Here is a 25,288-nt window from a genome sequence, read left to right as displayed (position 1 = left end):
GGGATTTCAGAAATCCCGGGGCCGGTGCGCAATGTCGAGCGTATGGCCACGCAGCATGACATCCCAGTAGAGACGCGGCACCACATGTCGCGTCAGCTCCCACATCGAGCGCCTCGGCACGCGTGGATCGAGCGGGAAGGTCGGCATGATCCTGCCGCCATAACCGAACTCCGCCATCACCACCTCATCGTAGGACACCGTCAGCGGGCAGGACGCGTAGCCGTCATAGGCGGCCTGTGCAGCGGCGTTCGAAAGCCCGTCGATGTCAGCGAGAAGATTGTCGACCACCACGCGCGACTGCATGCGCACGGCAGCCGCGGTCTTGGAATTCGGAGTCGAGGTCGCGTCGCCGAGGCCCCAGACATTTCCGTAGCGGACATGACGCAGCGAAACCTGATCGACATCGATCCAGCCGGCGGCGTTGGCCAGCGGACTGTCGCGTACGACATCGAGCGGACCCTGCGGTGGCACCGCATGCAACAGGTCGAAGGCGCGCTGCTCGTCGCGCGTGCCGTCCGCATCGCTGACGGCGAAGGTCGCGATCCTGTTGTCGCCGTCGATCGACTTCAGGTTCGAGTGATAATGCAGGTCGATACCGTAGCGCTCGATCCGGCTCTTCAGGACAGGCACGAAAAAGCCGACGCCGAACAATGCATCTCCGGCAACATGGAACTCGATCCTGGTCTGGTTGAGAATATTGCTGCGCCGGAAATGATCGGCAGCGAGATAGACGATCTTCTGCGGCGCGCCGGGGCATTTGATCGGCATCGGCGGCTGGGTGAACAGCGCGGTTCCGCCTCGGAACTGTTGCAGGAACTGCCACGTACGTTGCGCACCTTCGGCGCTGTAGTTGCTGCACACGCCGTTGCGGCCGAGCGACTTCGCAAGGCCGGGGATTGCCGCCCAGTCGGTCTTCAGTCCCGGGCACGCCACCAGCCGGCGATAGGACACGCGACGGCCATCGACGAGATCGACGCGGTCGTTGTCCGGATCGAACGCCGCTGCCGCGCTCCGCATCCAGCGCACGCCGGGCGGGATCAGCCGCACCTCCGGGCGCTCGGTCTGCGCACGGGTCATGACCCCTGCGCCCACCAGCGTCCAGCCCGGCTGGTAGCAGTGGACCGAATGCGGCTCGACGATGGCGATGTCGAGCCCCGGGCGGCGGCGGCGCAGCAGAGCCGCCGTGGCGATGCCCGCCGCGCCCCCGCCGACGATCAGCACATCACACGATACGGCGTCGCTGGTCGCGCTCATTTCTTGCTCCGGAGTTGCGTCAGACGATATCCAAGGCGCAAATCAGGTGCATACGTCGGACAACGTCAATCCTCTGACCGAGCCAGCCCATGCCGCCTGAGCCGTCCGCTGCCGCAGATACCACGAGCCCCGGACCTGTGCTGGACTCGCCGGCATGGCGCCCCGGCACAGGACTGCCGCATCCCGGGCCGCAGCACCTCGACGGGCGGGCCAATGCGCCGGGCGATGCGTGGCGCCGCGCGCCGACGGCGCCATGAGCACCGCCACGGCGCGACCGATCGTGCACGGACTGTTCGATCCGGCCACCTCCTCGATCCAGTATGTGCTCGCCTGCCCGCGTAGCGGCGCGTGCGCGATCATCGATCCGGTGCTGGATTTCGATCCCGCCTCCGGTGCGCTCGCCACACACAATGCCGAAGCCCTGCTCGGGCTGATCGCCCGCGAAGGGCTGCAACTGCGTTGGATCCTCGACACCCATCCGCATGCCGACCATTTCTCGGCCGCCGCCTGGCTGCACGCGCGAACGGGCGCGCCGACCGCGACCGGCGCGGAGGTGGTCGCGGTGCAGCGCCTGTGGAAGGACATCTACAACCTGCCCGATTTCCCCGCCGACGGCAGGCAGTGGCAACGCCTGTTCGCCGATGGCGAGCATTTCGCGATCGGCGACCTCGACGTGCGCATCATGCACTCTCCAGGACACACCCTCGCCTCGGTTACCTATGTGGCCGGCGATGCGGCCTTCGTCCACGACACGCTGTTCATGCCGGCCTCGGGGACCGCGCGCTGCGATTTTCCCGGCGGCTGCGCGCGGCGCCTGTGGCGCTCGATCGGCGCCATCCTCGCCCTGCCTGACGAGACACGTCTGTTCACCGGCCATGACTATCCGCAGCCAGGCGCGGCGGCGGCCTGGGAAAGCACCGTCGGCGAACACAAACGCAGCAATCCGCATGTCGCCGGACAGGACGAGGCGAGCTTCGTCGCCTTGCGCGAGGCGCGCGACCGAACCCTGCCGATGCCGCGGCTGATCCTCGCCGCCTTGCAGGTCAACATCGCCGGCGGCCGCCTGCCGCCGCCCGAGAGCAACGGCCGCTCCTATCTCAAGATCCCGCTCGCAACCCTCGATGGCGCCGCCTGGCCGCAACATGGCTGAGCCGGCGGCGGCCGCCCGCCGCCTCAGCCGCCAAGGCGGCGCGAGATCGTGCGTGCCGTCTCTGCCAGCATCGCGCCCAGTTCCGGCAGCCGGCCGGGAGCCGCGTCGCTGCGCAGCAGGCTGATCGCCATCCCGGCCGCCGCCTGTCCGGAATGATCGCGCAGGGCGGCGCCGAGACAGACCATGTCCTCGCGCACCTGGCCGTCATCGAGGGAGTAGCCGGCCGCGCGTGTCGCCGCGATCTCCGCGCCCAGGGCGGCGAGCCCGCCGACGCTGCGCGGCGTGAGCCGTGTCGGCCAGGGCCCCGACAGCAGCTCGGCGATCTCGGCATCGGGCAGGCTGGCCAGCAGCGCCTTGCCGGTGGCGGTGAAGGGTGCGGGCAGGCGCATGCCGATGCGGAACGTCACCCCGAGCGGGCGGTCGGAGTTGCGACAGCCGATATAGACCACCTCCGCCCCCTCGCGGACACTGAGCGTGACCGTATAGGCGGCGAGCGCCGGTCGGCTGGCCAGATGATCGTAGAACAGCGGCACCAGATCGGTCCGTGCGACGCTGCCGCCGGTCCAGCGCATCGGATGCACGCCCAGCCGATAGCTGCCGTCGGCGCCACGTTCCAGCAGGCCGAGCTCCACCATGGCGGCAAGCAGGCCGTGCGCGGTGCTTTTCGGCAACCCCAGGGCGCGGGACAGCCCGGCAGCATTCGGCCGCGCGGTGGACCCTGCGACAAGGTCGAGAATCCGCACCGCACGGCGCAAGGCCGGCACGCTGCCACCCCCGGCTCCGGGTTCGATCTCCTGCATACCGGAACTCACATCCTTTCGATCAGCGCGCAATTGACAGGCCGCCATACCATGCGCATCGTTCATCATGATGAATTCGGTTCATTATACTGAACCACGTATCAGGACCACCGACATGACCGCAACCCTGCCAGACATCCCGGACCTGCTGCGCGAGCAATGCCTCATCGACGGCGCCTGGCGCGATGCGGCCGACGGGGCGACGATCGCGGTCCGCGATCCCGCCGACGGGCGGGTGATCGCGCATGTCCCGTCACTGTCCGCCGCCGAGACGGAAACGGCCATCGAGGCCGCCCGACGCGCCCTGCCGGCCTGGTCGCGCCGGCCGGCCCGCGAGCGCAGTGCGGTGCTGCGCCGCTGGTTCGAGCTGATCGTCGCCCATGCCGACGACATCGCCGCCCTGATGACCGCCGAACAGGGCAAGCCGCTGTCGGAGGCGCGCGGCGAGGTGATCTATGCCGCCTCGTTCATCGAATGGTTCGCCGAGGAGGCGAAGCGCGTCTATGGCGAGTTGATCCCCAGCCCTTCTGTCGACCGCCGCCTGGCTGTGCTGCGCCAGCCGATCGGTGTGACGGCGGCGATCACGCCGTGGAACTTCCCCGCCGCGATGATCACCCGCAAGGCCGGCCCCGCCTTGGCAGCCGGCTGCACGATGATCGTCAAGCCGGCGGAGCAGACCCCGCTGACGGCGCTGGCGCTCGGCGTGCTCGCCATCGAGGCCGGACTACCGCCGGGTGTGCTGCAGATCATCACCGGCGATGCGCGCACCATCGGCGGCGTGCTGACCGCCTCCGACACCATTCGCAAGCTCAGCTTCACCGGCTCGACCGAGGTGGGGCGGATCCTGATGGCGCAGTCGGCCCCGACGATCAAGAAACTGTCGCTGGAGCTCGGCGGCAACGCGCCTTTCATCGTCTTCGACGATGCCGATCTCGACGCCGCGGTCGAGGGTGCGATCGCCTCAAAATACCGCAATGCCGGACAGACCTGCGTGTGTGCCAACCGGATCTATGTGCAGTCGGGTGTGCATGACGCGTTTGCAGCGAGGCTCGCCGCGCGCGTGGCGCAGTTGCGCGTCGGCGCCGGCACCGATCCGGACGTGCAGATCGGGCCGCTGATCGACGAGGACGCCGTGTTGAAGGTCGAGGCGCATGTCGCCGATGCGCTCGCCCATGGCGCGCACACGCTGCTCGGCGGGCATCGCCATGCGCGCGGCGGCACCTTCTTCGAGCCGACCATCCTCACCGGTGTGACGCAGGCGATGCGGGTGGCGCGCGAGGAGACGTTCGGTCCGGTCGCGCCGCTGTTCCGCTTCGACACCGAGGCGCAGGCGGTGGCGATGGCCAACGACACCGAATTCGGTCTCGCCGCCTATTTCTACACCGAGGATGTCCGCCGCACCTGGCGTGTCGCCGAGGCGCTCGAGTACGGCATCGTCGGCCACAATACCGGCCTGATCTCCAATGAGGTCGCGCCGTTCGGCGGCGTCAAGCAGTCCGGGCTCGGCCGGGAAGGCTCGCATCACGGCATCGATGAGTATCTGGAGCTCAAATATCTCTGCTCGGGAATCGGCTGATGGGTTTCGAATTCCGCACCGTGGCGTCGATCGCCATGGAATGGGGCGGCGCTGCCCGGCTGGGGCCGATGCTCGCCCCGCGCTGGCAGGCGCGCCGGGCGCTGGTGGTCAGCGATGCGGGGCTGGTGCAGGCGGGCCTGCTTGCCCCCGTGCTGGCCAGCCTGACCGGGGCCGGCTTCGCGGTCGAGGTCTTCGACGCGGTGGTCGCCGACCCGCCGGAGGCGGTGGTGCTGTCGGCGGTCGCGCAGGCAAGGACGTTCGATGCCGGGCTGGTGATCGGGCTCGGCGGCGGCTCGTCGCTCGACATCGCCAAGCTGGTCGCCGTGCTGCTGCGCTCGGAGCAGACGCTGGACGCGCTCTACGGTATCGGCAAGGTCAAGGGCTCCCGCGCACCGCTGGTGCTGGTGCCGACCACCGCGGGCACGGGCTCCGAGGTTACCAACATCTCGATCATCACCACCGGTGAGACCACCAAGATGGGCGTGGTGGCCGACCAGCTGTTCGCCGATTTCGTGTTGCTGGACGCACAGCTCACGCTCGGGCTGCCGGCGCTGCACACCGCGGCCACCGGCATCGACGCGATGGTGCACGCGATCGAGGCCTATACCAGCCGGCATCGTAAGAACCCGCTTTCCGACGCCTTGGCCCGCGAGGCGCTGCGCCTGCTGTCGGGCAACCTGCTCGCTGCCTGCCGCGACGGCACCGACCGCGCCGCGCGCGAGGCGATGCTGCTTGGCGCGATGCTGGCCGGACAGGCCTTCGCCAACGCCCCGGTCGCGGCGGTGCATGCGCTCGCCTACCCGCTCGGCGGCCATTATCATGTCCCGCATGGGCTTTCGAACGCGCTGATGCTGGCGCCGGTGCTGCGCTTCAACGCCGCCGCCGCGGCCGGGCTCTATGCGGAACTCGCCGACGTGGTCGGCATTTCCGGGCGTGGGACCGCCGGCGAGCGGGCCGAGGCGTTCGCCGCCCACATGCAGGCGCTGCTCGACGACAGCGGTGCTCCGCGCCGGCTGCGGGATGTCGGTGTCACAGACAACAGCCTCGCCTTGCTGGCGGCCGACGCGATGAAGCAGACGCGGCTGCTGGTCAACAATCCGGTCGAGCTCGACGAGGCCGATGCCCTCGCCCTGTATCGCGCCGCCTATTGAGCGCGCGGGTTCGGTTCAGAGGTACCGGCCGCCCCGCTGCAACACCTCGATCTTGTATCCGTCGGGGTCGGTCAGGAAGAAGAACCGCGCCAGATCGCGGCCCTGATGCTGCAGGGTCTTCAGCGGCGTCGGCGACAGGCCGGCCTCGGTATGGCGCGCGTGCTCGGCCTCCACATCGGCCACCGAGACCGCAAGATGACCGTAGCCGTCACCGATCGTGTAGCCGTCGCGTCCGGCATTGACGGTCAGTTCGAGTTCGAACTCGCCCTCCGCGTCACGCAGGTAGAGCAGCGAGAAATCATCGAAATCGTAGCGGTCCCTCACGCTCAGGCCGAGCGCGCGCCCATAGAACTCGAGCGACCGCGCCGCGTCGGCGACGCGGATCATGCTGTGGATCATCTTTGCCATCAGGGGCAGGCTATCGCGGCGCCGGAACCCCGGCAACCGGTCGCAGCATACCTTCACACAATCGTTTGAAACGACCGCTTGATCGCCCGGCCGGCCGGGTCTAGGGTCCGGACACGTTGTGGAGGAAACAACGCGTGGCCGAGAAGCGCAAAGCTCCGGAAAGCGACACCAAGAACCGCATCCTCGATGCGGCAGAGCGGCTGTATGTCGAGCACGGCGTCGACGGCGTCTCGCTGCGCCCGGTGACGGCGGCGGCCCGCGCGAACCTGGCCGCGGTCAACTATCATTTCGGCAGCCGCGACAATCTGCTGCGAGCGATGCTCGAACGCCGACTCGATCCGCTCAACGCGGCGCGCGACCGGCTTCTCGACGCCTGCGAGGCGCGCTGGGGCGAACGTCTTGCCTGCGAGCACATGCTGGCGGCGCTGTTCGTGCCGGCACTGCATCAGGCCCGGGAAGCGGGGGAATCGGGCTACGAGCGCATGCGGTTCCTCGGCCGCGTCTATTCGGACGCCTCGCCGCTGGTCACCGGGCTGCTCAAGTCGCGCTACGACGCCACCCAGCGCCGCTTCCTGGCCGGTTTCGCGCGCAGCCTGCCGGAACTCGCGCTGCCGGATCTGAAACTGCGGCTGTCCTTCGTGATGAAGGCGGTGGCAGGCGTGGTGGCCGGCAGCGGGCTGCGCGAGGTGCTGGTGGCCTTCGGGCGCGACGGCACGGACATTCCCACCGCTTCGAGCGAGATCGCCATCCTGGCCTCGTTCGGCAATCTGATGGCCGGTGCGCTGATGGCGCCGGCCCGGACGGATGCGCGGCTGCGCATCTTCGACGACGTCTTCTCGCTCTCCGGGCCGAACACGGACCGGCCCGAGGGTGTCGCAGCTTCATTGCAGATGGATGCCGCCGAGTAGCGTCTCGGCATTTTGAGGAGTTCAGGTCATGGCTGATGCTGTCTGGATCATCGTCGCCCTGCTCGGGGCCTTCGTCCTGAGTTTCGTGCAGGCGCCCGCAATCGCCTGGCTGGTCGGGATCGCGATCTGGCTCGCGGCCGGATTCGCGCTGCACCTGATCGGGCTGACGGCGCTGATCGTGCTGGCGGTGGTGTTCGCCCTGCCGGCGCTGATCCTGGCCATCAGGCCGCTGCGGCGCACGCTGATCTCGGCGCGGCTGCTGCCGACCTTCCGCAAGATCATGCCGAAGATGAGCGAGACCGAACAGGCGGCGATCGATGCCGGCACGGTGTGGTGGGATGCGGAGCTGTTCGCCGGCAAGCCGGACTGGCAGCGCCTGCTGAAGACCCCTGCCCCGAGCCTGACCGCGGAGGAGCAGTCCTTCCTCGACAACGAGTGCGAGGAACTGTGCAACCTCGCCTCCGACTGGGACGCCACCTCGATCTGGCAGGACCTGCCGCCCGCCGCCTGGGCCTATGCCAAGGACAAGGGCTTCCTGGGCATGATCATCCCCAAGCGCTACGGCGGTCGCGAATTCTCGGCCTATATGCATTCGATGGTGGTGCAGAAGCTCTCCACCCGCTCGTCGGCCGCCGCGGTGTCGGTGATGGTGCCGAACTCGCTCGGCCCGGCCGAACTGCTGCTGCATTACGGTACCGAGGAGCAGAAGAACCACTATCTTCCCCGTCTCGCCCGCGGCGAGGACATCCCCTGCTTCGCGCTCACCAACCCCTATGCGGGCTCGGACGCCGCCTCGATCACCGATACCGGCATCGTGTGCATGGGTGACTATCAGGGCCGCCGCACGCTCGGCTTCCGGGTCACTTGGCGCAAGCGCTACATCACGCTCGCCCCGGTCGCGACCGTGCTCGGCCTGGCGTTCCGGGCCGAGGATCCGGACGGCCTGCTCGGTGCGAAACGCGAGATCGGCATCACCTGCGCGCTGATCCCGCGCGATCATCCCGGCGTGGTGATCGGGCGCCGCCACTGGCCGCTGAACGCGGTGTTCCAGAACGGCCCCACCCAGGGCGACGACGTGTTCATTCCCGTCGATTTCGTCATCGGCGGGCAGAGCCAGATCGGCGGCGGCTGGCGCATGCTGATGGAATGCCTCGCCGCCGGCCGCGCGATCTCGCTGCCATCGAGCAATGTCGGCATGGCCAAGCTGGCGGTGAACGGGGTGTCAGCCTACTCGGCCATCCGTCGCCAGTTCAACCTCGAGATCGGCAAGTTCGAGGGCGTGGTCGAGCCGCTCGGCCGCATGGGCGGGCATCTCTATGCAATGGACGCCACACGGCGGCTGTCGGCCAACGCGATCGATATCGGCGAGAAGCCTTCGGTGATCTCGGCGATCGCGAAGTACCACGTCACCGAGCGCGGCCGCATCGTCGTCAATGACGGCATGGACATCATCGGCGGCAAGGGCATCTGCATGGGCCCGGGCAACTTCCTCGCCCGTGCCTATCAGCAGGTTCCGATCGGCATCACCGTCGAGGGTGCCAACATCATGACCCGCACGCTGATCATCTTCGGTCAGGGCGCGATCCGCTGCCATCCGTACGTGCTCAAGCTGATGAAGGCGGCGCGCAACGAGGACCGCAAGGCCGGCCTGGTGTCGTTCGACGAGAACTTCTTCGGCCATGTCAGCTTCGTCTTCCGCAACATCGCCCGCGCCCTCGCCTTCGGCCTGACCGGCGGACGCTTCATCGCAGCGCCCTCGAATGCCGCCGGCGCGCTCGCGACCTACTACCGCACCGCGACCCGGCTCTCGACGGTGCTCGCACTGCTGGCCGACATGTCGATGGCCAGCCTCGGCGGCGCACTGAAGAAGAAGGAGAGCATCACCGGGCGTCTCGGCGACATCCTCTCGCAGCTCTTCATCCTCACCGCCACGCTCAAGCGCTTCGAGGAGGAAGGCCGCCAGAAGGACGATCTGCCCTTCGTGCACTGGGCCGCGCAGGATGCGATCGGCCGCGCGTACGAGGCGCTGGAGGGTGTTCTCGCGAACTACCCGTCGCGTCCGGCCGCAGCCTTCGTGCGCCTGGTCGCCTTCCCGTTCGGTATCCCGCTGGTCAAGCCGTCCGACCGTCTGGCGGCGAAGATCGCGATCGCGCTGCAGACCCAGGGCGCGACGCGCGCCCGTCTGATCGACGGTTCGTGGACGCCCACGCTCGAGGTGGACCAGATCGGCGCCGGCATGGTCGCCTTCACGCTGTATCCGCAGGTGCAGGCGATCGAGGCGCGGCTCAAGGATGCGATCCGCAACAGGCAGATCCTGCGCATGCCACAGAACCTGACCCGGCTCGCTGCCTGGGCGGCGGATGCCCAGGGCAAGGGGCTGATCACGGCCGAGGAACAGGCCCTGTTGGCAAAGTTCGCCGAGCTCGGCGACATGGCGGTGCAGGTGGACGATTTCCCGTCCGATTTCGGCCTCGCCGAGAATCTGCAGAAATTCCAGCAGGGCGTGCACACGCCCGACACGCGTGAGGCTGCGGAATAATGGCGTCCCAGGACCAGTACCTCTCTTTCTCGAGCTCGGGTTTCGGCAAATGGCTGACCGGCACGCTCGGCCTGCCGCAACCGATCCCGCTGGTCCGCTACCGTCCCGGCAAGCCGGAGCTGCGCGGGCCGGTGGTGGTTGGTGCCGCTCCAGGCTCGAAGATCGAGGATTTCCTCGCCTCCGCCCTGCGGGCGATGGGCGCGGTGACGCTGTATCACCCCGACAGCGCCGACTGGCGTCTCGCCGCGGGACGCCATGAGGTGATGACCGGCCGCTTCGTGCCCGAGGATTCGGGGCGTACCGGCGCGCTGCTGTTTGACGCCACCGCCATCGCCGATACCGAGGGGCTGAAGGCGCTGTATGCCTTCTTCCACGACACCATCCGGTCACTCGCCACCAATGGCCGCATCGTGGTGATCGGCACCGCGCCGGAAGACGCCGACAGCATCGAGGCGGCGGCGATCCAGCGCGGGCTGGAGGGCTTCACCCGCTCGCTCGGCAAGGAGGTGCGCCGCGCGGTGGCGGTGCAGCTCGTCTGGCTCAAGCCCGGCGGCGAGGCCTCGCTCGACAGCACGCTGCGTTTCTTCCTCTCCGGCCGCTCGGCCTATGTCTCGGGGCAGACGGTGCGCGTCGGCGTGCCGGTGACCGGCGTGGTCGACCGGCCCGACCCGGCCAGATCGCAGGCCGGCCGCACGGTCCTGATCACCGGCGCTTCGCGTGGCATCGGCCTGTCGATCGCCGAGACCTTCGCCCGCGACGGCGCCCAGGTGGTGCTGCTCGACATTCCGCCCGCCGCCAGCGAACTCGCCAAACATGCAGAACGCCTCGGCGGTGCGGCGCTCGCACTCGACATCACCAGCCCCGACGCACAGGACGCGATCGCCGCCGATGCCGCCGGGCGTGGCGGCTACGACGTGGTGGTGCACAATGCCGGCATCACCCGCGACAAGACCATTGCCAAGATGAGCGCGTCGCAATGGGACAGCGTGCTGGACGTGAATTTCGCCGCCCCCCTGCACATCACCGAGAAGCTGCTGGTGGCGAAAGCTATCCGGCCGAACGGCCGCGTGGTGTTCGTCTCATCGCTGTCGGGCATTGCCGGCAATCTCGGCCAGAGCAACTATGCGCTGTCGAAGGCCGCACTGATCGGCGCGGTCGGCAAGCTCGCACCGTTGGCGGCGACCGAGGGCGTGACGGTCAATGCCGTCGCCCCCGGCTTCATCGAGACGCAGATGACGGCGGCGATCCCGTTCGCGATCCGCGAGGCAGGACGGCGGATGAATTCGATGAGCCAGGGGGGCCTGCCGGTCGATGTCGCCGAGACCATCGCCTGGTTCGCCCATCCGGGCAGCGGCGGCATCAACGGCGCGGTGGTCCGCGTCTGCGGCCAGAGCCTGCTCGGCGCCTGAACGGAGAGAGATGCAGATGGACGGTGAAACCTCCCTGTTGGCCGCGCCCGTGCAGGTGATCAGGGACCTGCCGACGCCGCGCCAGATCGCGCTCGCCGGCCTTCGCAGCCTGCGCCGCAAGCCGGGTCCCGGCGCCAGCCTGCCCACCACCCGTCTGCTGCGAGAGAAGACACGGCTCGACGAACGGGCAGCGACGAAATATGCCCGCGTCTGCGGCTTTGCGCCCGAGCAGGGGGTGCCGCCGACCTGGCCGCATATCCTCGCCTTCCCGCTGCACATGGCGTTGATGATGCGCGCCGATTTCCCCTATCCGCTGATCGGGCTTGTGCATCTGCGCAACCGCATCCGCCAGCACGCAAAGCTCTCGTTCGGCGAGGCGCTGGACATCGAGGTGGGTTTTGCCGGCTTTGTGGCGCATCCGCGCGGCCAGGCCTTCATCGTCGAGGCGCTGGCGCGCCGTGGCGGCGAACTGGTCTGGCAAAGCACCTCCACGTACCTCGTCCGCGGCGTCCGCAACCCGGCCGGGGAACGCGAGCAGAGCCAGACACCGGGTCCGCAGCCACTGCGTGTCCTCGCCAGGCTGCGTCTGGCCGCCAATCTCGGCCGGCGCTACGCCGCGGTGTCGGGCGACACGAACCCGATCCACACCTCGCGCATCGGCGCGCGCCTGCTCGGCTTCAAGCGGCCGATCATCCACGGCATGTGGAACGCCGCACGCTGCCTCGCCGCAGCGCTGCCCGCGCGACCGGTGACCTCCCTCGATTATGACACGGCGTTCAAGCTGCCGGCCTTCCTGCCGGGCAGCGAGATCCTGCTGTCCACCGTCGACGGCGACACCACCATCCTCGATCTGCGCGACAGATCCGCCGCCAGGCCGCATCTGCGCGGCTTGCTGACCTTCACTGCCTGATCATCGAACCGAGGAACTCATGTCCAGCGCCCCCCTTCCGCGTCGCGTCGCCATCCTGGGCGGCAGCCGGATCCCGTTCGCACGGTCCAATACCGCCTATGCCGAGCTGTCCAACCAGGACATGCTGACCGCTGCGTTGCAGGCGCTGGTCGACAAGTTCAACCTGCACGGCGAGCGCCTTGGCGAGGTCGCCGCCGGCGCGGTGCTCAAGCATTCCCGCGACATCGCACTGACCCGCGAGAGCGTACTGTCCACCACGCTGTCACACGACACACCGGCCTATGACGTGCAGCAGGCCTGCGGCACCGGGCTGGAAGCGGCGATCCTGGTCGCCAACAAGATCGCGCTCGGTCAGATCGATGTCGGCATCGCGGGCGGCGTGGATACCGCCTCCGACGCGCCGGTGGCGGTCAACGAGGGATTCCGCCGCGCACTGATGCGCGCCAATCGCGGCAAGAGCACCGGGCAGAAGCTCGCCGCCCTGTCGAAGGTCCGCCCGGGCATGCTGCTCAAGCCCGAGCTGCCACGCAATGCGGAAGCGCGCACCGGCCTGTCGATGGGCGAGCATTGCGAGCTGATGGCCAAGCGGTGGGAAATCAGCCGGGAATCGCAGGACGAGCTGGCAGTCGCCAGCCACCACAATCTCGCCGCCGCCTATGACAGCGGTTTCCTCAACGATCTCGTCGTGCCCTACAAGGGCCTCACCCGCGACAACAATCTCCGCCCCGACAGCACGCTCGAGAAGGTGGCCAAGCTCAAGCCGGCCTATGACCGCGCGGGCGGCACGCTGACCGCCGCCAATTCCACCCCGTTGACCGACGGCGCCTCGGTGGTTCTGCTGGCCTCCGAGGAATGGGCCCGCGCGCACGACCTGCCCGTGCTGGCCTATCTGCGCACCGGCGAGACCGCGGCGGTGGATTTCGTCGATGGCGACGAGGGATTGCTGATGGCGCCCGTCCATGCCGTGCCGCGCATGCTCGAAAAGCTTGGCCTCACCTTGCAGGATTTCGATTTCTACGAGATCCACGAAGCCTTCGCCGCCCAGGTGCTCTGCACGCTCAAGGCCTGGGAAGACCCGGTCTATTCGCGCGAACGCCTCAAGCTCGATGTGCCGCTCGGATCGATCGACCGCACGAAGCTCAACATCCATGGCGGCTCGCTCGCCGCCGGCCACCCTTTCGCGGCCACCGGAGGACGTATTCTCGCAACACTTGCCAAGATGATCGATCGCAACGGCGGCGGCCGCGGACTGATCTCGATCTGTGCGGCCGGGGGGCAGGGCGTGGTCGCCGTGGTCGAGAAATGATCGCCATCGGACAGGGGCTGCCGCAATGACCAGCAGTGCGATCGACAACGCGCCCGTGCAGGGCGACGAGCTCTGGACAGAGCGGTTCTGGACGGCGTTCTATCCGCCCGCGGTGCCGAAGACGATCGACGACGAGCTGGCGCGCTGGCCGTCACTGACCGCGCTTTACGAGGCGGATTCCAGGACGTTCGCCGACCGTCCCGGCTATGTCAGCATCGGCTCGACGCTGAGCTATGGCGACGCTCTGGACGAGGCGAAACGCTTTGCCACCTTCCTGCAGTCGCGCGGGATCGGGCGCGGCGATCGCGTCGCGCTGATGATGCCGAACTGCCTGCAATATCCGATCGCACTGTTCGGCACGCTGTTCGCCGGCGCGATCGTGGTGAACTGCAACCCGCTCTACACCGCGTCCGAGCTCAATCACCAGTTGCGTGACAGCGGCGCGGTCGCAGTCGTGGTGATGAACATGTTCGCCCGCACGCTGAGCGAGGCGCGCGACGGGACTGACGTCAAGCACGTCATCGTCACGGCGATGGGCGACATGCTCGGCGGACTCAAGGGTGTCGCCATCTCGGCGATGATGAAACACGTCGCCCGCGTGGTACCGAAATTCAGCATCGACGATGCCATCACCTGGCCGAGGATGCGCCGCTCGGCCAAATCTGCGGACTACCGCCCTGTCGAGAACGGCCCCGAAGACATCGCCTTCCTGCAATACACGGGCGGCACGTCGGGCGTCGCCAAGGGCGCGATCCTGACCCACCGCAACATCGTCGCCAACGTCCTTCAGGGCCGGGCCTGGGTGACCGCGGGTCTGGACAGGAACGAGGTCTTCACCAACGTCACTCTGCTGCCGCTGTATCATATCTATTCACTGACCGCGAACCTGCTGATGTTTGGCGGCATTGGTGGCCGCAACATCATGATCGCAAATCCCCGCGACACGAAGCGCGTGCAGAAGATGCTCAGGCACGAGCAGTTCGACGGTTTCGCCGGCCTCAACACGCTGTTCGCCAGCTTTCTCGAAAATTCCGAGTTCTGCGCGCGTGATTTCTCGAAGCTGCGCCTGACGGTGGCCGGCGGCATGGCAACGCAGAAGGACATCGCGGAGCGCTGGCAGAAAATGACCGGCAAGCCGCTGGTCGAGGGCTACGGCCTGACCGAGTGCTCGCCGGTGGTCACCATCGGCTATGTCGATTTCGACCATCCCGAGAAGATGGGCTTCACGGGCCGTATCGGCCTGCCGGTCCCGTCGACCGACGTGCGCATGCGCCGCGAGGATGGAAGCTGGGCCGGGATCGACGAGCCGGGCGAACTCTGCGTGCGCGGTCCGCAGGTGATGCGCGGCTACTGGAACCGCGACGACGAGACGGCGAAGGTGATGATCGGCGACGGCTGGCTCGCCACCGGCGATGTCGGCATCATGGATGCGAGAGGTGAGATCAAGCTGGTGGACCGGATCAAGGACATGATCCTGGTCTCGGGCTTCAACGTCTACCCCAACGAGATCGAGGACGTCGTCGCCGCCCATCCCGGCGTGCGCGAGGTGGCCGCGATCGGCGTCCCCGATCCCAAGGCCGGCGAGCGGGTCAAGATCATCGTCGTCAAACGCGACGCCAGTCTCACCGAGGAGGAGATCCTCGCCTGGTGCCGCAAGCGGCTGACCGGCTACAAGCTGCCGCGCGCGGTCGAGTTCAGGACCGAGGAGCTGCCCAAGACGCCGGTCGGCAAGGTGCTTCGACGTGCCCTGAAATAATCGGCACCGAACCCGCGCTCAGGCGGCGAGCGCCTCTCGCACCACACGCACGAGCTGCACGCGACGGCCATCCATTTCCAGCACCTCGAAGCTCCAGCCGCCATAGGCGACCTTGTCACCCGTCGCTGGCACGCGGTGCAGCAATGCCAGCACCAGCCCGGCCAGCGTGTGATAGGTGCCCTCGGCCGGCACGCTCTCGATGCCGAGCCGGTCGCGGATCTCGTCGATCGGCTCGGTGCCGTCGAGCGTGAATTCGGCCGGAGCCCCCTCCACCGGCGCCTCCGGCAGCAGCGAATGCGGCTTCGGCGGCTGGCCGACGATGGCGGCGAACACGTCCGCCGCCGTGACCAGCCCCTCGAAGCCACCATATTCGTCCAGCACCAGCGCCAGACCCAGCGGGTCCGCCCTCAGCCGTTCCAGCACCACAAGTGCGGAGATCGTCTCCGGGATCACCACCGGCTGGCGCAGCACCGCGTTGATCGAGATGTCGCCGCCATCGAGCAGCATGTCGAGGATGTCCTTGGCCCAGATCACGCCCACGGGATTGTCGATGCCGCCCTCGCACACCACCAGCCGTGAATGCGGCACCGTCTTGATCACCCGTGCGATCTCGCGCCGGCTCGCGTTGCGTTCGATCCAGGCCAGCTCGTTGCGCGGCGTCATGATCGCCCGCACCGGCTTGTCGGCCAGCCTCAGCAGGCGCTCGATCATCGCCCGCTCCTCGGTCTCCAGCACCCCCGCCGCAGCCCCTTCGGCGATCAGCGCGCGCAGCTCCTCCTCCGTCACCGTCTGCGGATCGATGCGAGAAATTCCGAATCCCCGCAGCACCAGCGCCGACGACCGCCCCAGCACCCACACCGCCGGAGCGGTCAGCCTCGACAACACCCCCAGCGGCCGCGACAGCGCCGCCGCGATCCGCTCCGGACGCCGCAACGCGAGCTGCTTGGGCACCAGCTCGCCCAGCACCAGCATCAGATAGGTGATCGCCACCACGGTGACACCCAGCGCGATCTCGCTGGCAAACGGCGCGAACCACGGCACCCGCGCCACATAAGGCGTCAGCAGATGACCGATCTTCGCACCACCGAACGTGCCCTCGATGATGCTGACCAAGGTGATGCCGACCTGCACCGTGGGCAGGAAGCGGTGCGGATCCTCCGCCAGCGCGGCCGCCTGAGTCGCACCGGGCACTCCGTTGCGCACCAGCACCGCCAGCCGTGCACGACGCACCGAAACGAGTGCGAGTTCGCCCATGGCGAACACGGCATTGAGAACCACAAGAAGAAGGATGACGAGAAATGCCGACAGCAGATTCATGTCGGTATCCTAACGCGGGGGCGCCGCCCCCGCACCCCCGGCAGGGGCCTCAGGCCCCTGCACCCGCGATTTATGGAAGCAGGAAAGGTGGCCAAGGCCCATCCTTCCTGCTTCTACAGCATATCGAGGTGCAGGAGGCCCAGCCGACTGCCAGGGCGCAGCCCCGCACCTACTCCGCAGCGGTGGCGGGCTCGACCTTGCGCACGACGGGAGCGACGGAAGGCTTGCCCGGCTTGCGGGAGGCAGCCTTCTCGGCGCGGATCTCGGCGAGCTTGGTCTCGACGATGTCGGTAAAGACGTAATCGGCCTTGCGCTGGTGGGTCAGGTCGATCTCGGGGGCCATCGGGCCTTCGGTCTTCGGTCCGCGCAGGGCGACGATCGCGGTGTGGATCGGGCGTTTGACGGCGGCCATCACGGCCGTCGACTCGTAGCCCGAATGCACCATGCAGTCGGCGCATTTCTCGTAATTGCCGGTGCCGTAGCTGTCCCAGTCAGTCTCGTCCATCAGCGCCTGGAAGGTCGGCGCATAGCCCTCGCCGAGCAGGTAGCAGGGGCGCTGCCAGCCGAACACGGTACGGGTCGGCTTGCCCCACGGGGTGCAGTGGAAATCCTCGTTGCCGGCGAGGAAATTCATGAACAGCGGCGACTGGGTGAACTTCCAGCCATGGCCCTTGCCGTGACGCAGGATGCCGCGGAACAACTCCTTGGTCTTCTGGCGATTGAGGAAGTGCTCCTGGTCGGGCGCGCGCTCATAGGCATAGCCGGGCGCGGTCATGATGCCGTCGACGCCCATCGCCATCACGTCGTCGTAGAACCGCGCCACGCGCTCGGGCTCGGCGCCGTCGAACAGGGTGCAGTTGATCGAGACGCGGAAGCCGCGCGCCTTGGCCTTCTTGATCGCGGCGACGGCGCGGTCATACACGCCGTCCTGGCAGACGGAGTTGTCGTGCATCTCGCGGTCGCCATCGAGATGGACGTCCCAGGAGAAGTTCGGCGCCGGCTCGAACTCGTCCATCTTCTTCTCGAGCAGCAGCGCGTTGGTGCACAGATAGACGAACTTGCCCCGGCGCAGTAGTTCGGCGACGATCTTGGGCATTTCCTTGTGCAGCAGCGGCTCGCCGCCGGCGATGGCGATCACCGGGGCCGGGCATTCCTCGGAAGCACGGATGCACTCCTCATAGGACAGGCGCTGGTTGAGGATCTCGGAGGGGTAGTCGATCTTGCCGCATCCGGCGCAGGCGAGGTTGCAGCGGAACAGAGGCTCCAGCATCAACACCAGCGGGTAGCGCTTGTTGCCGGCCAGATGCTGGCGGATCACGTAGGATCCGACTTTCCAGGCCTGCTTCAACGGAACGCCCATGACCTCTCCTCGTCGATTCCATGGAGTCGGCCGCTTTGGCACGATCGCGCTCCAGGCAAGATTAGACGCATATGGCGGCTTGCTGCTCCGCGTCAAATGAAGACCGGACGGTATTGTTGCCTCGGCGCGGTCAATTGGCCGCGGATCGTGCAGATCCTGTCGCCGATTTGCCACAGAGCCTCGGGGCGATTTGGCTTGCGTGACAGTTTGACGCTAACCTGACGCTTGCGTCCATCGCCCCCGGGGGGCATGTGGGCGCGAAATGGGGTTGGCGGCAGCGACCGCCCGCCCCGCGGACGGAGCGTGTTGAATGAGCGAGACCCCGAAGACGGCGACCAAGGCGGCATCGCTCACCCCCCTTCTGGACCGGGTCACCGTGCCTTCGGACATGCGAAACCTGTCCAACGAGCAGCTTCGCCAGCTCGCCGACGAGCTTCGCGCCGAGACCATCAATGCGGTGTCGGTCACGGGCGGCCATCTCGGTGCCTCGCTCGGCGTGGTGGAGCTCACCGTCGCCCTGCATGCGGTGTTCGACACCCCCGACGACCGCATCATCTGGGATGTCGGCCACCAGGCCTATCCGCACAAGATCCTCACCGGCCGCCGCGACCGGATCCGCACCCTGCGCCAGCCGGGCGGCCTGTCGGGCTTCACGCGCCGCTCGGAGAGCGAATACGACCCGTTCGGCGCCGCCCATTCCTCAACCTCGATCTCGGCCGGACTCGGCATGGCTGTGGCGCAGGAGTTGCGCGGTGCCACGGAGCCGGCCTATCGCGACCGCCATGTGGTCGCGGTGATCGGCGACGGCTCGATCTCGGCCGGCATGGCCTATGAGGCGATGAACAACTCCTCCGCGCCCGGCGCGGGGCGGTTGATCGTGATCCTCAACGACAACGAGATGTCGATCGCGCCGCCGGTGGGCGCGATGAGCGCATACCTGTCGCGGCTGATGAGCTCGCGCAAGTTCCTCTCCCTGCGCGATTTCGCCGGCCGCGTCGCCCGTCGCCTGCCGCCTGGCATGGAGCGCACCGCCAAGCGCGTCGAGGAGCATGCGCGCGGTTTCGTCACCGGCGGCACCCTGTTCGAGGAGATGGGCTTCTATTATGTCGGCCCGATCGACGGGCACAATCTCGACCAGCTGCTGCCGATCCTGCGCAACCTGCGCGAGGCGCCCGGCGAGGCCGACCACCGCCAGCCGGTGCTGCTGCACGTCATCACCCAGAAGGGCCGCGGCTATGCGCCGGCGGAGGCCTCGGGCGACAAATACCACGCGGTGGCGAAGTTCAACGTAGTGACCGGCGAGCAGGCCAAGACCCCGCCGGGACCGCCCACCTACACCAAGGTGTTCGGCGACAGCCTCGTCGACGCCGCCCGCGCCGACGACCGGATCGTGGCGATCACCGCCGCGATGCCGTCCGGCACCGGTCTCGACAAGTTTGCCAAGACTTTCCCCGAGCGGTTCTTCGATGTCGGCATCGCCGAGCAGCATGCGGTGACCTTCGCCGCCGGCATGGCGACCGAGGGCCTCAAGCCGTTCTGCGCGATCTATTCCACCTTTCTCCAGCGCGCCTACGACCAGGTCGTGCACGACGTGGTGCTGCAGAACCTCCCCGTGCGCTTCGCGATCGACCGCGCCGGGCTGGTGGGAGCGGACGGTGCGACCCATGCCGGCAGCTTCGACATCAATTACCTCGCCTGCCTGCCCAATATCGCGGTGATGGCGCCGGCCGACGAGGGCGAGCTGGTGCATGCGGTCGCCACCGCCGCCGCGCATGACAGCGGGCCGATCGCGTTCCGCTATCCGCGCGGCAACGGCAACGGCGTCGCCCTGCCGGCCACGGGCGAGGTATGGGAGATCGGCCGCGGCCGTATCGTGAGGGCCCGCAAGCCGGCGACCGAGCAGAGCGGGGTGGCGATCCTGAGCCTCGGCACGAGGCTCGACGAGGCGCTGAAGGCGGCCGAACTGCTGGCGGCGCGCGGCCTGCCGGTCAGTGTCGCCGACGCCCGTTTCGCCAAGCCGCTCGACACGGCGCTGATCGACCAGCTCGCCCGCGAGCATTCGGTTGTGATCACCGTCGAGGAAGGTGCGGCCGGCGGGTTCGGCGCGGCGGTCATGCATCATCTCGCCCATGCCGGGCTGCTCGACCACGTCAAGGTGCGGCCGTTGACGCTGCCCGACAGCTTCATCGACCACAACACCCCCGCTGCCCAGCTCGCCGCAGCCGGTCTGACCGCGCGCGACATCGCCCATGCGGCACTCTCGGCCCTCGGCATCGACGCGGACGCGGCATCCGCAGGGGCCGACCGCGCGTTGAGCACACCGGTCTCATAGATTTCTCGGGAGTTTCCACCAATGCGCCTGCCCCGCCTCCTGCGTTGTGCCATCGTCCTGGGTGCGGGCGCGGGAGGTCTCGCCCTGGTCGGCGCACCGGGCCTTTTCTGTGCTCCGGCCCTGGCCGCCGAGAGCGCCGACGCAGTGACCGCGCCGCTCCAGGCCCTTTCGGCCGGACTCGCGAAAGCGGAGAAGCTCAGCGACTACAAGGCCCGCGTCGCCATCGTCGGTCCGCTGATCGACCGCGCCTTCGATCTGCCGGCGGTGCTCAAGGCCTCGGTCGGGCTGCGTTACAACTCGATCCCCGCCGACCAGAAACAGGAACTGCTGACGGCGTTCCATGATTTCACCGTGGCGCGCTACCTGTCCAATTTCGCCGCCGGCAGCGACACCGGCCTTGAGGTGCATGACGCAACGCCCTATGCGGCGATCCCCGGCGCACAGCTCGTCCACACCCAGATCACGTCCGGCGGCAGCGGCACCGATGTGAATTATGTCGTCCATCAGGGCCCGACCGGCTGGCAGGCGACCGACGTCCTGCTCGACGGCACCATCAGCCAGGTGGCGGTGCAGCGCTCGGACTTCACCGCGCAGTTCGCACAGGGCGGCGCGCCGGCACTGATCGCCGGCCTGAAGAAAAAGGTTGCCGCCCTGTCGGGCTCGTAAGACAAGCGCGCGTTGGTTCGGTCTCGCAAGAACAGGTAGAGGTGTTGGGCGCGCGTCCGTGCTGAGCAGTGACGTCATCCTGCCGGAGCTCGCTCGCGCGGCCCTCGCTGCTGCCGTATTCGGCTGTCTTCAGGCCGGTGCGGGCCTCGCCGCCCTTGCCGGATTCGCTCACCGCGCGACGCGGCTGCCGCGCGCATCCGCCCTGCCGCCGGTCAGCATACTGAAACCGCTGTACGGCAACGAGCCGATGCTGGCCGCAGCGCTCGAATCGATGGTGCGGCAGGACTACCCGTCGATGCAGATCGTGCTCGGCGTGCAGTCGCCGACCGATCCGGCGATCGAGGTGGCGCGGGCATTGATCGCCGCCCATCCGGACCGCGACATCGCGCTGGTGATCGATCCCACCCCGCATGCCGGCAACGGCAAGATCGGCAATCTGATCAACATGCTGCCGGCCGCCCGGCATGACTGGCTGGTGATCTCGGATTCCGACATCCACGCGCCACCCGATACCATCGCCCGCGTCATCACGGCCGTGCTCGCACCCGGGATCGGCCTTGCGACCACCATCTATCACGGGCGCCCGGCCCGGCCCGGCTTGGCCGAGCGTCTTGCGGCAGGGCCGATCAACCACAATTTCCTTCCCGGCAACCTGATCGCCCGCTGGCTCGGGCGACAGGACTGTCTGGGTGCGACGATGGCGCTGTCGCGCGCCACCCTGACCCGCACCGGCGGGCTCGAGGGGCTGCTCGACCATGTCGCCGACGACGGAGAGCTCGGCCGACGGGTGCGTGGGCTTGGTCTGGGCGTGGCCCTGGCACCGGTGATCGTCGCCACCACCGTCGCGGATGCCTCGATCGGTGCAATGCTCAGCCACGAGCTGCGCTGGGGCCGCACCGTGCGCACCCAGGAGCCGGTCGGCTACGCGCTGTCGGTGCTTCAGCTTCCGCTCGCCTTCGCACTCCTCGCCTTGCTGATGGCCCCCGCCCACAAGGCTGTCTGGATCTGGTTCGCCGGCATCTGGGCATTCCGCTGGGCGAGCGCACGACTGACGGACCGCCTCTCCGGCGCCCCGCCCAGCACGCCGTTCTGGGCGCTGCCGCTGCGCGACGTGCTGTCGGCGCTGGTGATGGCCGGCAGTTTCACCTCCAGACGGGTGGCATGGCGCGGACACACGCTCCATATCGCGCGCAGAGGTGATGCGAGTACTGCGCTGGCGGAGACGGACTTGCCACCGCGCGGCACTGCCGCCACAACACAGACCAGAACGGCATCACTGCCGGCCGGCTCGATGAGAAAGACGCCCGTATGATGAAGACCCTGTTCCTGCAGCCTCCCTCCTTCGACGGGTTCGATGGCGGCGCAGGGTCTCGATATCAGGCCAAGCGCGAGATCAAGTCGTTCTGGTATCCGACCTGGCTCGCGCAGCCGGCCGCCCTGGTGAAGGATAGCGTGCTGATCGACGCCCCGCCGGCCCGGCTTGGCATGGAGCCGGTGATCAAGGCCGCGAAGGACTCGGATCTGGTGGTGATGCACACCTCCACCCCCTCCTTCGCCTCCGACGTGAAGGTCGCGCAGGCGCTCAAGGACGCGAAGCCCTCGCTCAAGATCGGCCTGGTGGGTGCAAAGGTGGCGGTGCAGCCCAACGAAAGCCTCGAGCGTGCCCCGGTGATCGATTTCGTCGCCCGCAACGAGTTCGACTTCACCATCAAGGAGATCGCCGACGGGCGCGACTTCAAGGATGTGGACGGCATCAGCTTCCGCGATGCGAACGGGACGATCGTTCACAATCGCGAGCGCGCGATGATCGAGAACATGGACTCGCTGCCGTTCGTCACCCCGGTCTATCATCGCAACTTGCGCATCGAGGACTATTTCATCGGCTACCTGATGCACCCCTACATCTCGATCTACACGGGACGGGGCTGCAAATCGCGCTGCACCTTCTGCCTTTGGCCGCAGACGGTGGGCGGCCACCGCTACCGTACCCGCAGCCCGCAGCACGTGGCCGAGGAGATCCGGCTGGCGAAGACGCTGTTCCCGCAGGTCCGCGAGTTCTTCTTCGACGACGACACCTTCACCGACGACCTGCCGCGCGCCGAGGCGATCGCCCGCGAGCTTGGCAAGATGGGCGTGACCTGGTCGTGCAACGCCAAGGCCAACGTGCCGCGCGAGACGCTCAAGGTGCTGCGCGACAACGGCCTGCGGCTGCTGCTGGTCGGCTACGAGAGCGGCAACCAGCAGATCCTGCACAACATCAAGAAGGGCATGCGCATCGAGGTCGCGAAGCAGTTCACCAAGGACTGCCACGATCTCGGCATCAAGATCCACGGCACCTTCATCCTCGGCCTGCCGGGCGAGACGAAGGAGACCATCCAGGAAACCATCCGGTTCGCCACAGAGATCAACCCGCACACGCTGCAGGTCTCGCTGGCCGCGCCGTATCCCGGCACCTTCCTGCACAAGCAGGCGACCGAGAACGGCTGGCTGGATGCATCGAACGCCGAACTGATCGACGAGCACGGCATCCAGATCGCGCCGCTGCACTACCCGCATCTGTCGCATACCGAGATCTTCGACAGCGTCGAGACCTTCTATCGGAAGTTCTATTTCCGCGCGCCGAAAATCGCCTCCATCGTCAACGAGATGGTGCGCTCCCCGCAGATGATGAAGCGCCGCCTGCGCGAGGGCGTGGAGTTCTTCCACTTCCTGCGCGAACGCAGCGCGGCGTAGTCAACCCCCGGCGCTGGCGCTTTCGCAGGGCTCTGCCCCGCACCCCGCCAGGCGCCGTGCGCCTGGACCCCGTCCGATTTCGGCAGGTCCAGGAGGCCCAGCCTCCTGGCGGGGTCCGGGGCAGAGCCCCGGATGAACTCATGAAACGCGTCATCATCTCCGCCGACGATTTCGGTCTGTCGGAAGGCGTCAACGAGGCCGTCGAGCAGGCCCACAAGGCCGGATTTCTAAGCACCGCGAGCCTGATGGTCGCAGGCCCGGCCGCTGCCGACGCGGTGGAGCGGGCGAAGCGCATGCCGGACCTGAAGGTGGGTCTGCATGTGGTGGCGGTCGCCGGACGGCCGGTCTGCGCGCCGCACAGCCTGCCGAAGATCACCGACGACTCGGGCGACATCCGCCACGACCAGACCGGTCTCGCCCGGTTGCTGGCGATCAGCCCGCTCGCCCGCGAGGAAATGCGGCGCGAGATCGAGGCGCAATTCAGCACCTTCGCCGCCACCGGGCTAAAGCTCGATCACGCCAACGCCCACAAGCACATGCATCTGCACCCGATCGTCGGACGGATGCTGATCGGCATCGGCCGGCGCTACGGGCTGCGCGCGCTGCGCATCCCGATGGAGCCACCCGCCCCCCTGCGTCGCGGCGGGGCGAGCCCGGGCAACACCATTCCCGCCGGGCTGCTGCGCCGCTGGACCCGGCTGCTGCGCGCCCAGGCGCATGCCGCGCGGCTGACAACCAACGATGCCTGTTTCGGCATCGCCTGGTCTGGCCACATGACCGCGCCGCGCGTGCGTGATCTCGCCGCCTCCCTGCCGGACGGGCTCAGCGAGATCTATTTTCATCCCGCCACGCGGCGCGATGCGCTGCTGGAGCGGCTGATGCCGGGTTACGAGCACGAGACCGAGCTCGCAACCTTGCTCGACCCCGGTGTTGCCGGCGCCTTCGACGCGGCAGGGGTGATCCGCACCGACTGGAGCCGCGCGGCGCGGGGTGCGGCTTGATATGCAGCTCATCGGGATGCTCGACTCGCCCTATGTGCGCCGGGTCGCCGTGTCGCTGCACGTGCTGGGACTGCCCTTCGAACACCGGCCCCTGTCGGTCTTTCGCGATTACGACGCGTTTGCCGCCCTCAATCCGACGGTCAAGGCGCCGACCCTGATCACCGACGATGGCGTGGCCATCGCGGAGTCCGGTCTGATCCTCGCTTATGCGACCCGGCTGGCGCAGACCCGCGGAATGGCGGTCACGCTCGACCCTCTGGACCTGCCTGCGTACGCGCGGGCCCAGAGACTGGTCGGGCTGTCCCTGGCGGTGTGTGAAAAGGCCGTGCAGCTCGTCTACGAGGCCAATCTCCGCCCGGCGGAGAAGCGTCACGCCCCCTGGGTCGAACGCGTGCAGGGCCAGCTCCATGGCGGTCTGCGGGAGATCGAGGCCGATCTCGACACATGGGCCGCCACCCGCGACTGGCTGTTCGGCCCGGCGCCGATGCAGGCCGATCTCAGCCTCGCCGTCGCCTGGCGCTTTGCCAGGGAAAGGCTGCCGGACCTGGTCAGCGTCGCAGACCACCCGGCGCTCGCGGACCTGTCACGACGCGCGGAAGCCACTGCGGCCTTCATCGCATATCCGTTCGCCTGACCATCCCATTGCGCAAGCGCGACAATCGGCTCTAACTCGGTCTCAAGCGGCATCACAGACCGCATTGACCGGGAGAGC

At 67.9% G+C, this 25,288-nt stretch carries 20 protein-coding genes; 15 read left to right on the top strand and 5 right to left on the bottom strand.

The window, feature by feature from the left end:
• Positions 1–6: 6 nt before the first annotated feature.
• Positions 7–1,254, bottom strand: coding sequence for an NAD(P)/FAD-dependent oxidoreductase (locus FHR90_RS08415; protein WP_176625190.1), 1,248 nt, complete (start codon positions 1,252–1,254; stop codon positions 7–9).
• A 253-nt stretch (positions 1,255–1,507) separates the two neighbouring features.
• Between FHR90_RS08415 and FHR90_RS08410 the strand changes: the two genes are divergently transcribed.
• Positions 1,508–2,404 carry an MBL fold metallo-hydrolase gene (locus FHR90_RS08410; protein WP_176625192.1) on the top strand — a complete coding sequence of 299 codons (897 nt, stop codon included), beginning with the start codon at positions 1,508–1,510 and terminating at the stop codon, positions 2,402–2,404.
• Positions 2,405–2,427: 23 nt separating this feature from the next.
• Here the strand turns inward: FHR90_RS08410 and FHR90_RS08405 are convergent, their stop codons facing one another.
• Positions 2,428–3,204, bottom strand: coding sequence for an IclR family transcriptional regulator (locus FHR90_RS08405; RefSeq protein WP_183275039.1), 777 nt, complete (start codon positions 3,202–3,204; stop codon positions 2,428–2,430).
• A gap of 115 nt (positions 3,205–3,319) precedes the next feature.
• Between FHR90_RS08405 and FHR90_RS08400 the strand changes: the two genes are divergently transcribed.
• Positions 3,320–4,780, top strand: coding sequence for an NAD-dependent succinate-semialdehyde dehydrogenase (locus FHR90_RS08400; RefSeq protein WP_183275038.1), 1,461 nt, complete (start codon positions 3,320–3,322; stop codon positions 4,778–4,780).
• The gene (locus FHR90_RS08395) at positions 4,780–5,931 is read left to right on the top strand and encodes an iron-containing alcohol dehydrogenase (protein WP_183275037.1); all 1,152 of its coding nucleotides are present in this window, start codon (positions 4,780–4,782) and stop codon (positions 5,929–5,931) included. The genes FHR90_RS08400 and FHR90_RS08395 overlap by 1 nt, the downstream gene beginning before the upstream one ends.
• A 15-nt stretch (positions 5,932–5,946) precedes the next feature.
• On the opposite strand, the gene FHR90_RS08390 is transcribed toward FHR90_RS08395, so the two are convergent.
• Complete coding sequence (locus FHR90_RS08390; RefSeq protein ID WP_176621894.1) at positions 5,947–6,339, bottom strand: VOC family protein; 393 nt, start codon at positions 6,337–6,339, stop codon at positions 5,947–5,949.
• Between the two features lie 134 nt (positions 6,340–6,473).
• Between FHR90_RS08390 and FHR90_RS08385 the strand changes: the two genes are divergently transcribed.
• From FHR90_RS08385 to FHR90_RS08360, 6 genes are read left to right on the top strand one after another with little or no spacing between them, the layout of a single operon-like run.
• The gene (locus FHR90_RS08385; RefSeq protein ID WP_176621893.1) at positions 6,474–7,247 is read left to right on the top strand and encodes a TetR/AcrR family transcriptional regulator; all 774 of its coding nucleotides are present in this window, start codon (positions 6,474–6,476) and stop codon (positions 7,245–7,247) included.
• Positions 7,248–7,275: 28 nt separating this feature from the next.
• Positions 7,276–9,786, top strand: coding sequence for an acyl-CoA dehydrogenase (locus FHR90_RS08380; protein WP_176621892.1), 2,511 nt, complete (start codon positions 7,276–7,278; stop codon positions 9,784–9,786).
• Positions 9,786–11,195, top strand: a complete 1,410-nt coding sequence (locus tag FHR90_RS08375; protein WP_176621891.1) for a 3-oxoacyl-ACP reductase — start codon at positions 9,786–9,788, stop codon at positions 11,193–11,195. Before FHR90_RS08380 ends, FHR90_RS08375 begins: the two co-directional genes overlap by 1 nt.
• 16 nt (positions 11,196–11,211) lie before the next feature.
• Entirely contained in the window at positions 11,212–12,105 is an 894-nt protein-coding gene (locus FHR90_RS08370) for a MaoC/PaaZ C-terminal domain-containing protein (RefSeq protein WP_176621890.1), read from the top strand.
• Between the two features lie 19 nt (positions 12,106–12,124).
• Positions 12,125–13,411, top strand: a complete 1,287-nt coding sequence (locus tag FHR90_RS08365; RefSeq protein WP_176621889.1) for an acetyl-CoA C-acetyltransferase — start codon at positions 12,125–12,127, stop codon at positions 13,409–13,411.
• A gap of 25 nt (positions 13,412–13,436) precedes the next feature.
• Complete coding sequence (locus FHR90_RS08360) at positions 13,437–15,167, top strand: AMP-binding protein (RefSeq protein ID WP_176621888.1); 1,731 nt, start codon at positions 13,437–13,439, stop codon at positions 15,165–15,167.
• Between the two features lie 18 nt (positions 15,168–15,185).
• Here FHR90_RS08360 and FHR90_RS08355 read toward each other — a convergent pair whose 3' ends face one another.
• Entirely contained in the window at positions 15,186–16,484 is a 1,299-nt protein-coding gene (locus FHR90_RS08355) for a hemolysin family protein (RefSeq protein ID WP_176621887.1), read from the bottom strand.
• Between the two features lie 169 nt (positions 16,485–16,653).
• Positions 16,654–17,844: an adenosyl-hopene transferase HpnH gene (hpnH, locus tag FHR90_RS08350; RefSeq protein ID WP_176621886.1), complete on the bottom strand. Its 1,191-nt coding sequence runs from the start codon at positions 17,842–17,844 to the stop codon at positions 16,654–16,656.
• Positions 17,845–18,154: 310 nt separating this feature from the next.
• On the opposite strand from hpnH, the gene dxs reads away from it, so the two are divergent.
• From dxs to FHR90_RS08320, 6 genes are all read left to right on the top strand, one after another.
• A complete protein-coding gene (gene dxs, locus FHR90_RS08345) occupies positions 18,155–20,176 on the top strand; it encodes a 1-deoxy-D-xylulose-5-phosphate synthase (protein ID WP_176621885.1) in 2,022 nt (673 codons plus the stop codon).
• A 21-nt stretch (positions 20,177–20,197) separates the two neighbouring features.
• Positions 20,198–20,842, top strand: coding sequence for an ABC transporter substrate-binding protein (locus tag FHR90_RS08340; RefSeq protein WP_176621884.1), 645 nt, complete (start codon positions 20,198–20,200; stop codon positions 20,840–20,842).
• A 58-nt stretch (positions 20,843–20,900) separates the two neighbouring features.
• On the top strand, positions 20,901–22,154 hold the full coding sequence (hpnI, locus tag FHR90_RS08335) for a bacteriohopanetetrol glucosamine biosynthesis glycosyltransferase HpnI (protein WP_266152840.1): 1,254 nt from the start codon (positions 20,901–20,903) through the stop codon (positions 22,152–22,154).
• Positions 22,151–23,575: a hopanoid biosynthesis associated radical SAM protein HpnJ gene (gene hpnJ, locus FHR90_RS08330; protein ID WP_176621883.1), complete on the top strand. Its 1,425-nt coding sequence runs from the start codon at positions 22,151–22,153 to the stop codon at positions 23,573–23,575. The genes hpnI and hpnJ overlap by 4 nt, the downstream gene beginning before the upstream one ends.
• 140 nt (positions 23,576–23,715) lie before the next feature.
• Positions 23,716–24,576, top strand: a complete 861-nt coding sequence (hpnK, locus tag FHR90_RS08325; RefSeq protein ID WP_183275036.1) for a hopanoid biosynthesis-associated protein HpnK — start codon at positions 23,716–23,718, stop codon at positions 24,574–24,576.
• A gap of 1 nt (position 24,577) precedes the next feature.
• A complete protein-coding gene (locus FHR90_RS08320) occupies positions 24,578–25,210 on the top strand; it encodes a glutathione S-transferase family protein (protein WP_176625049.1) in 633 nt (210 codons plus the stop codon).
• The last annotated feature ends 78 nt before the right edge of the window (positions 25,211–25,288 follow it).

The organism is Endobacter medicaginis (assembly GCF_014192375.1).
Lineage (GTDB): Bacteria > Pseudomonadota > Alphaproteobacteria > Acetobacterales > Acetobacteraceae > Endobacter > Endobacter medicaginis.
The sequence above is the reverse complement of the archived record's forward strand: the minus strand, read 5'-3'. Positions and strand labels throughout refer to the sequence as shown.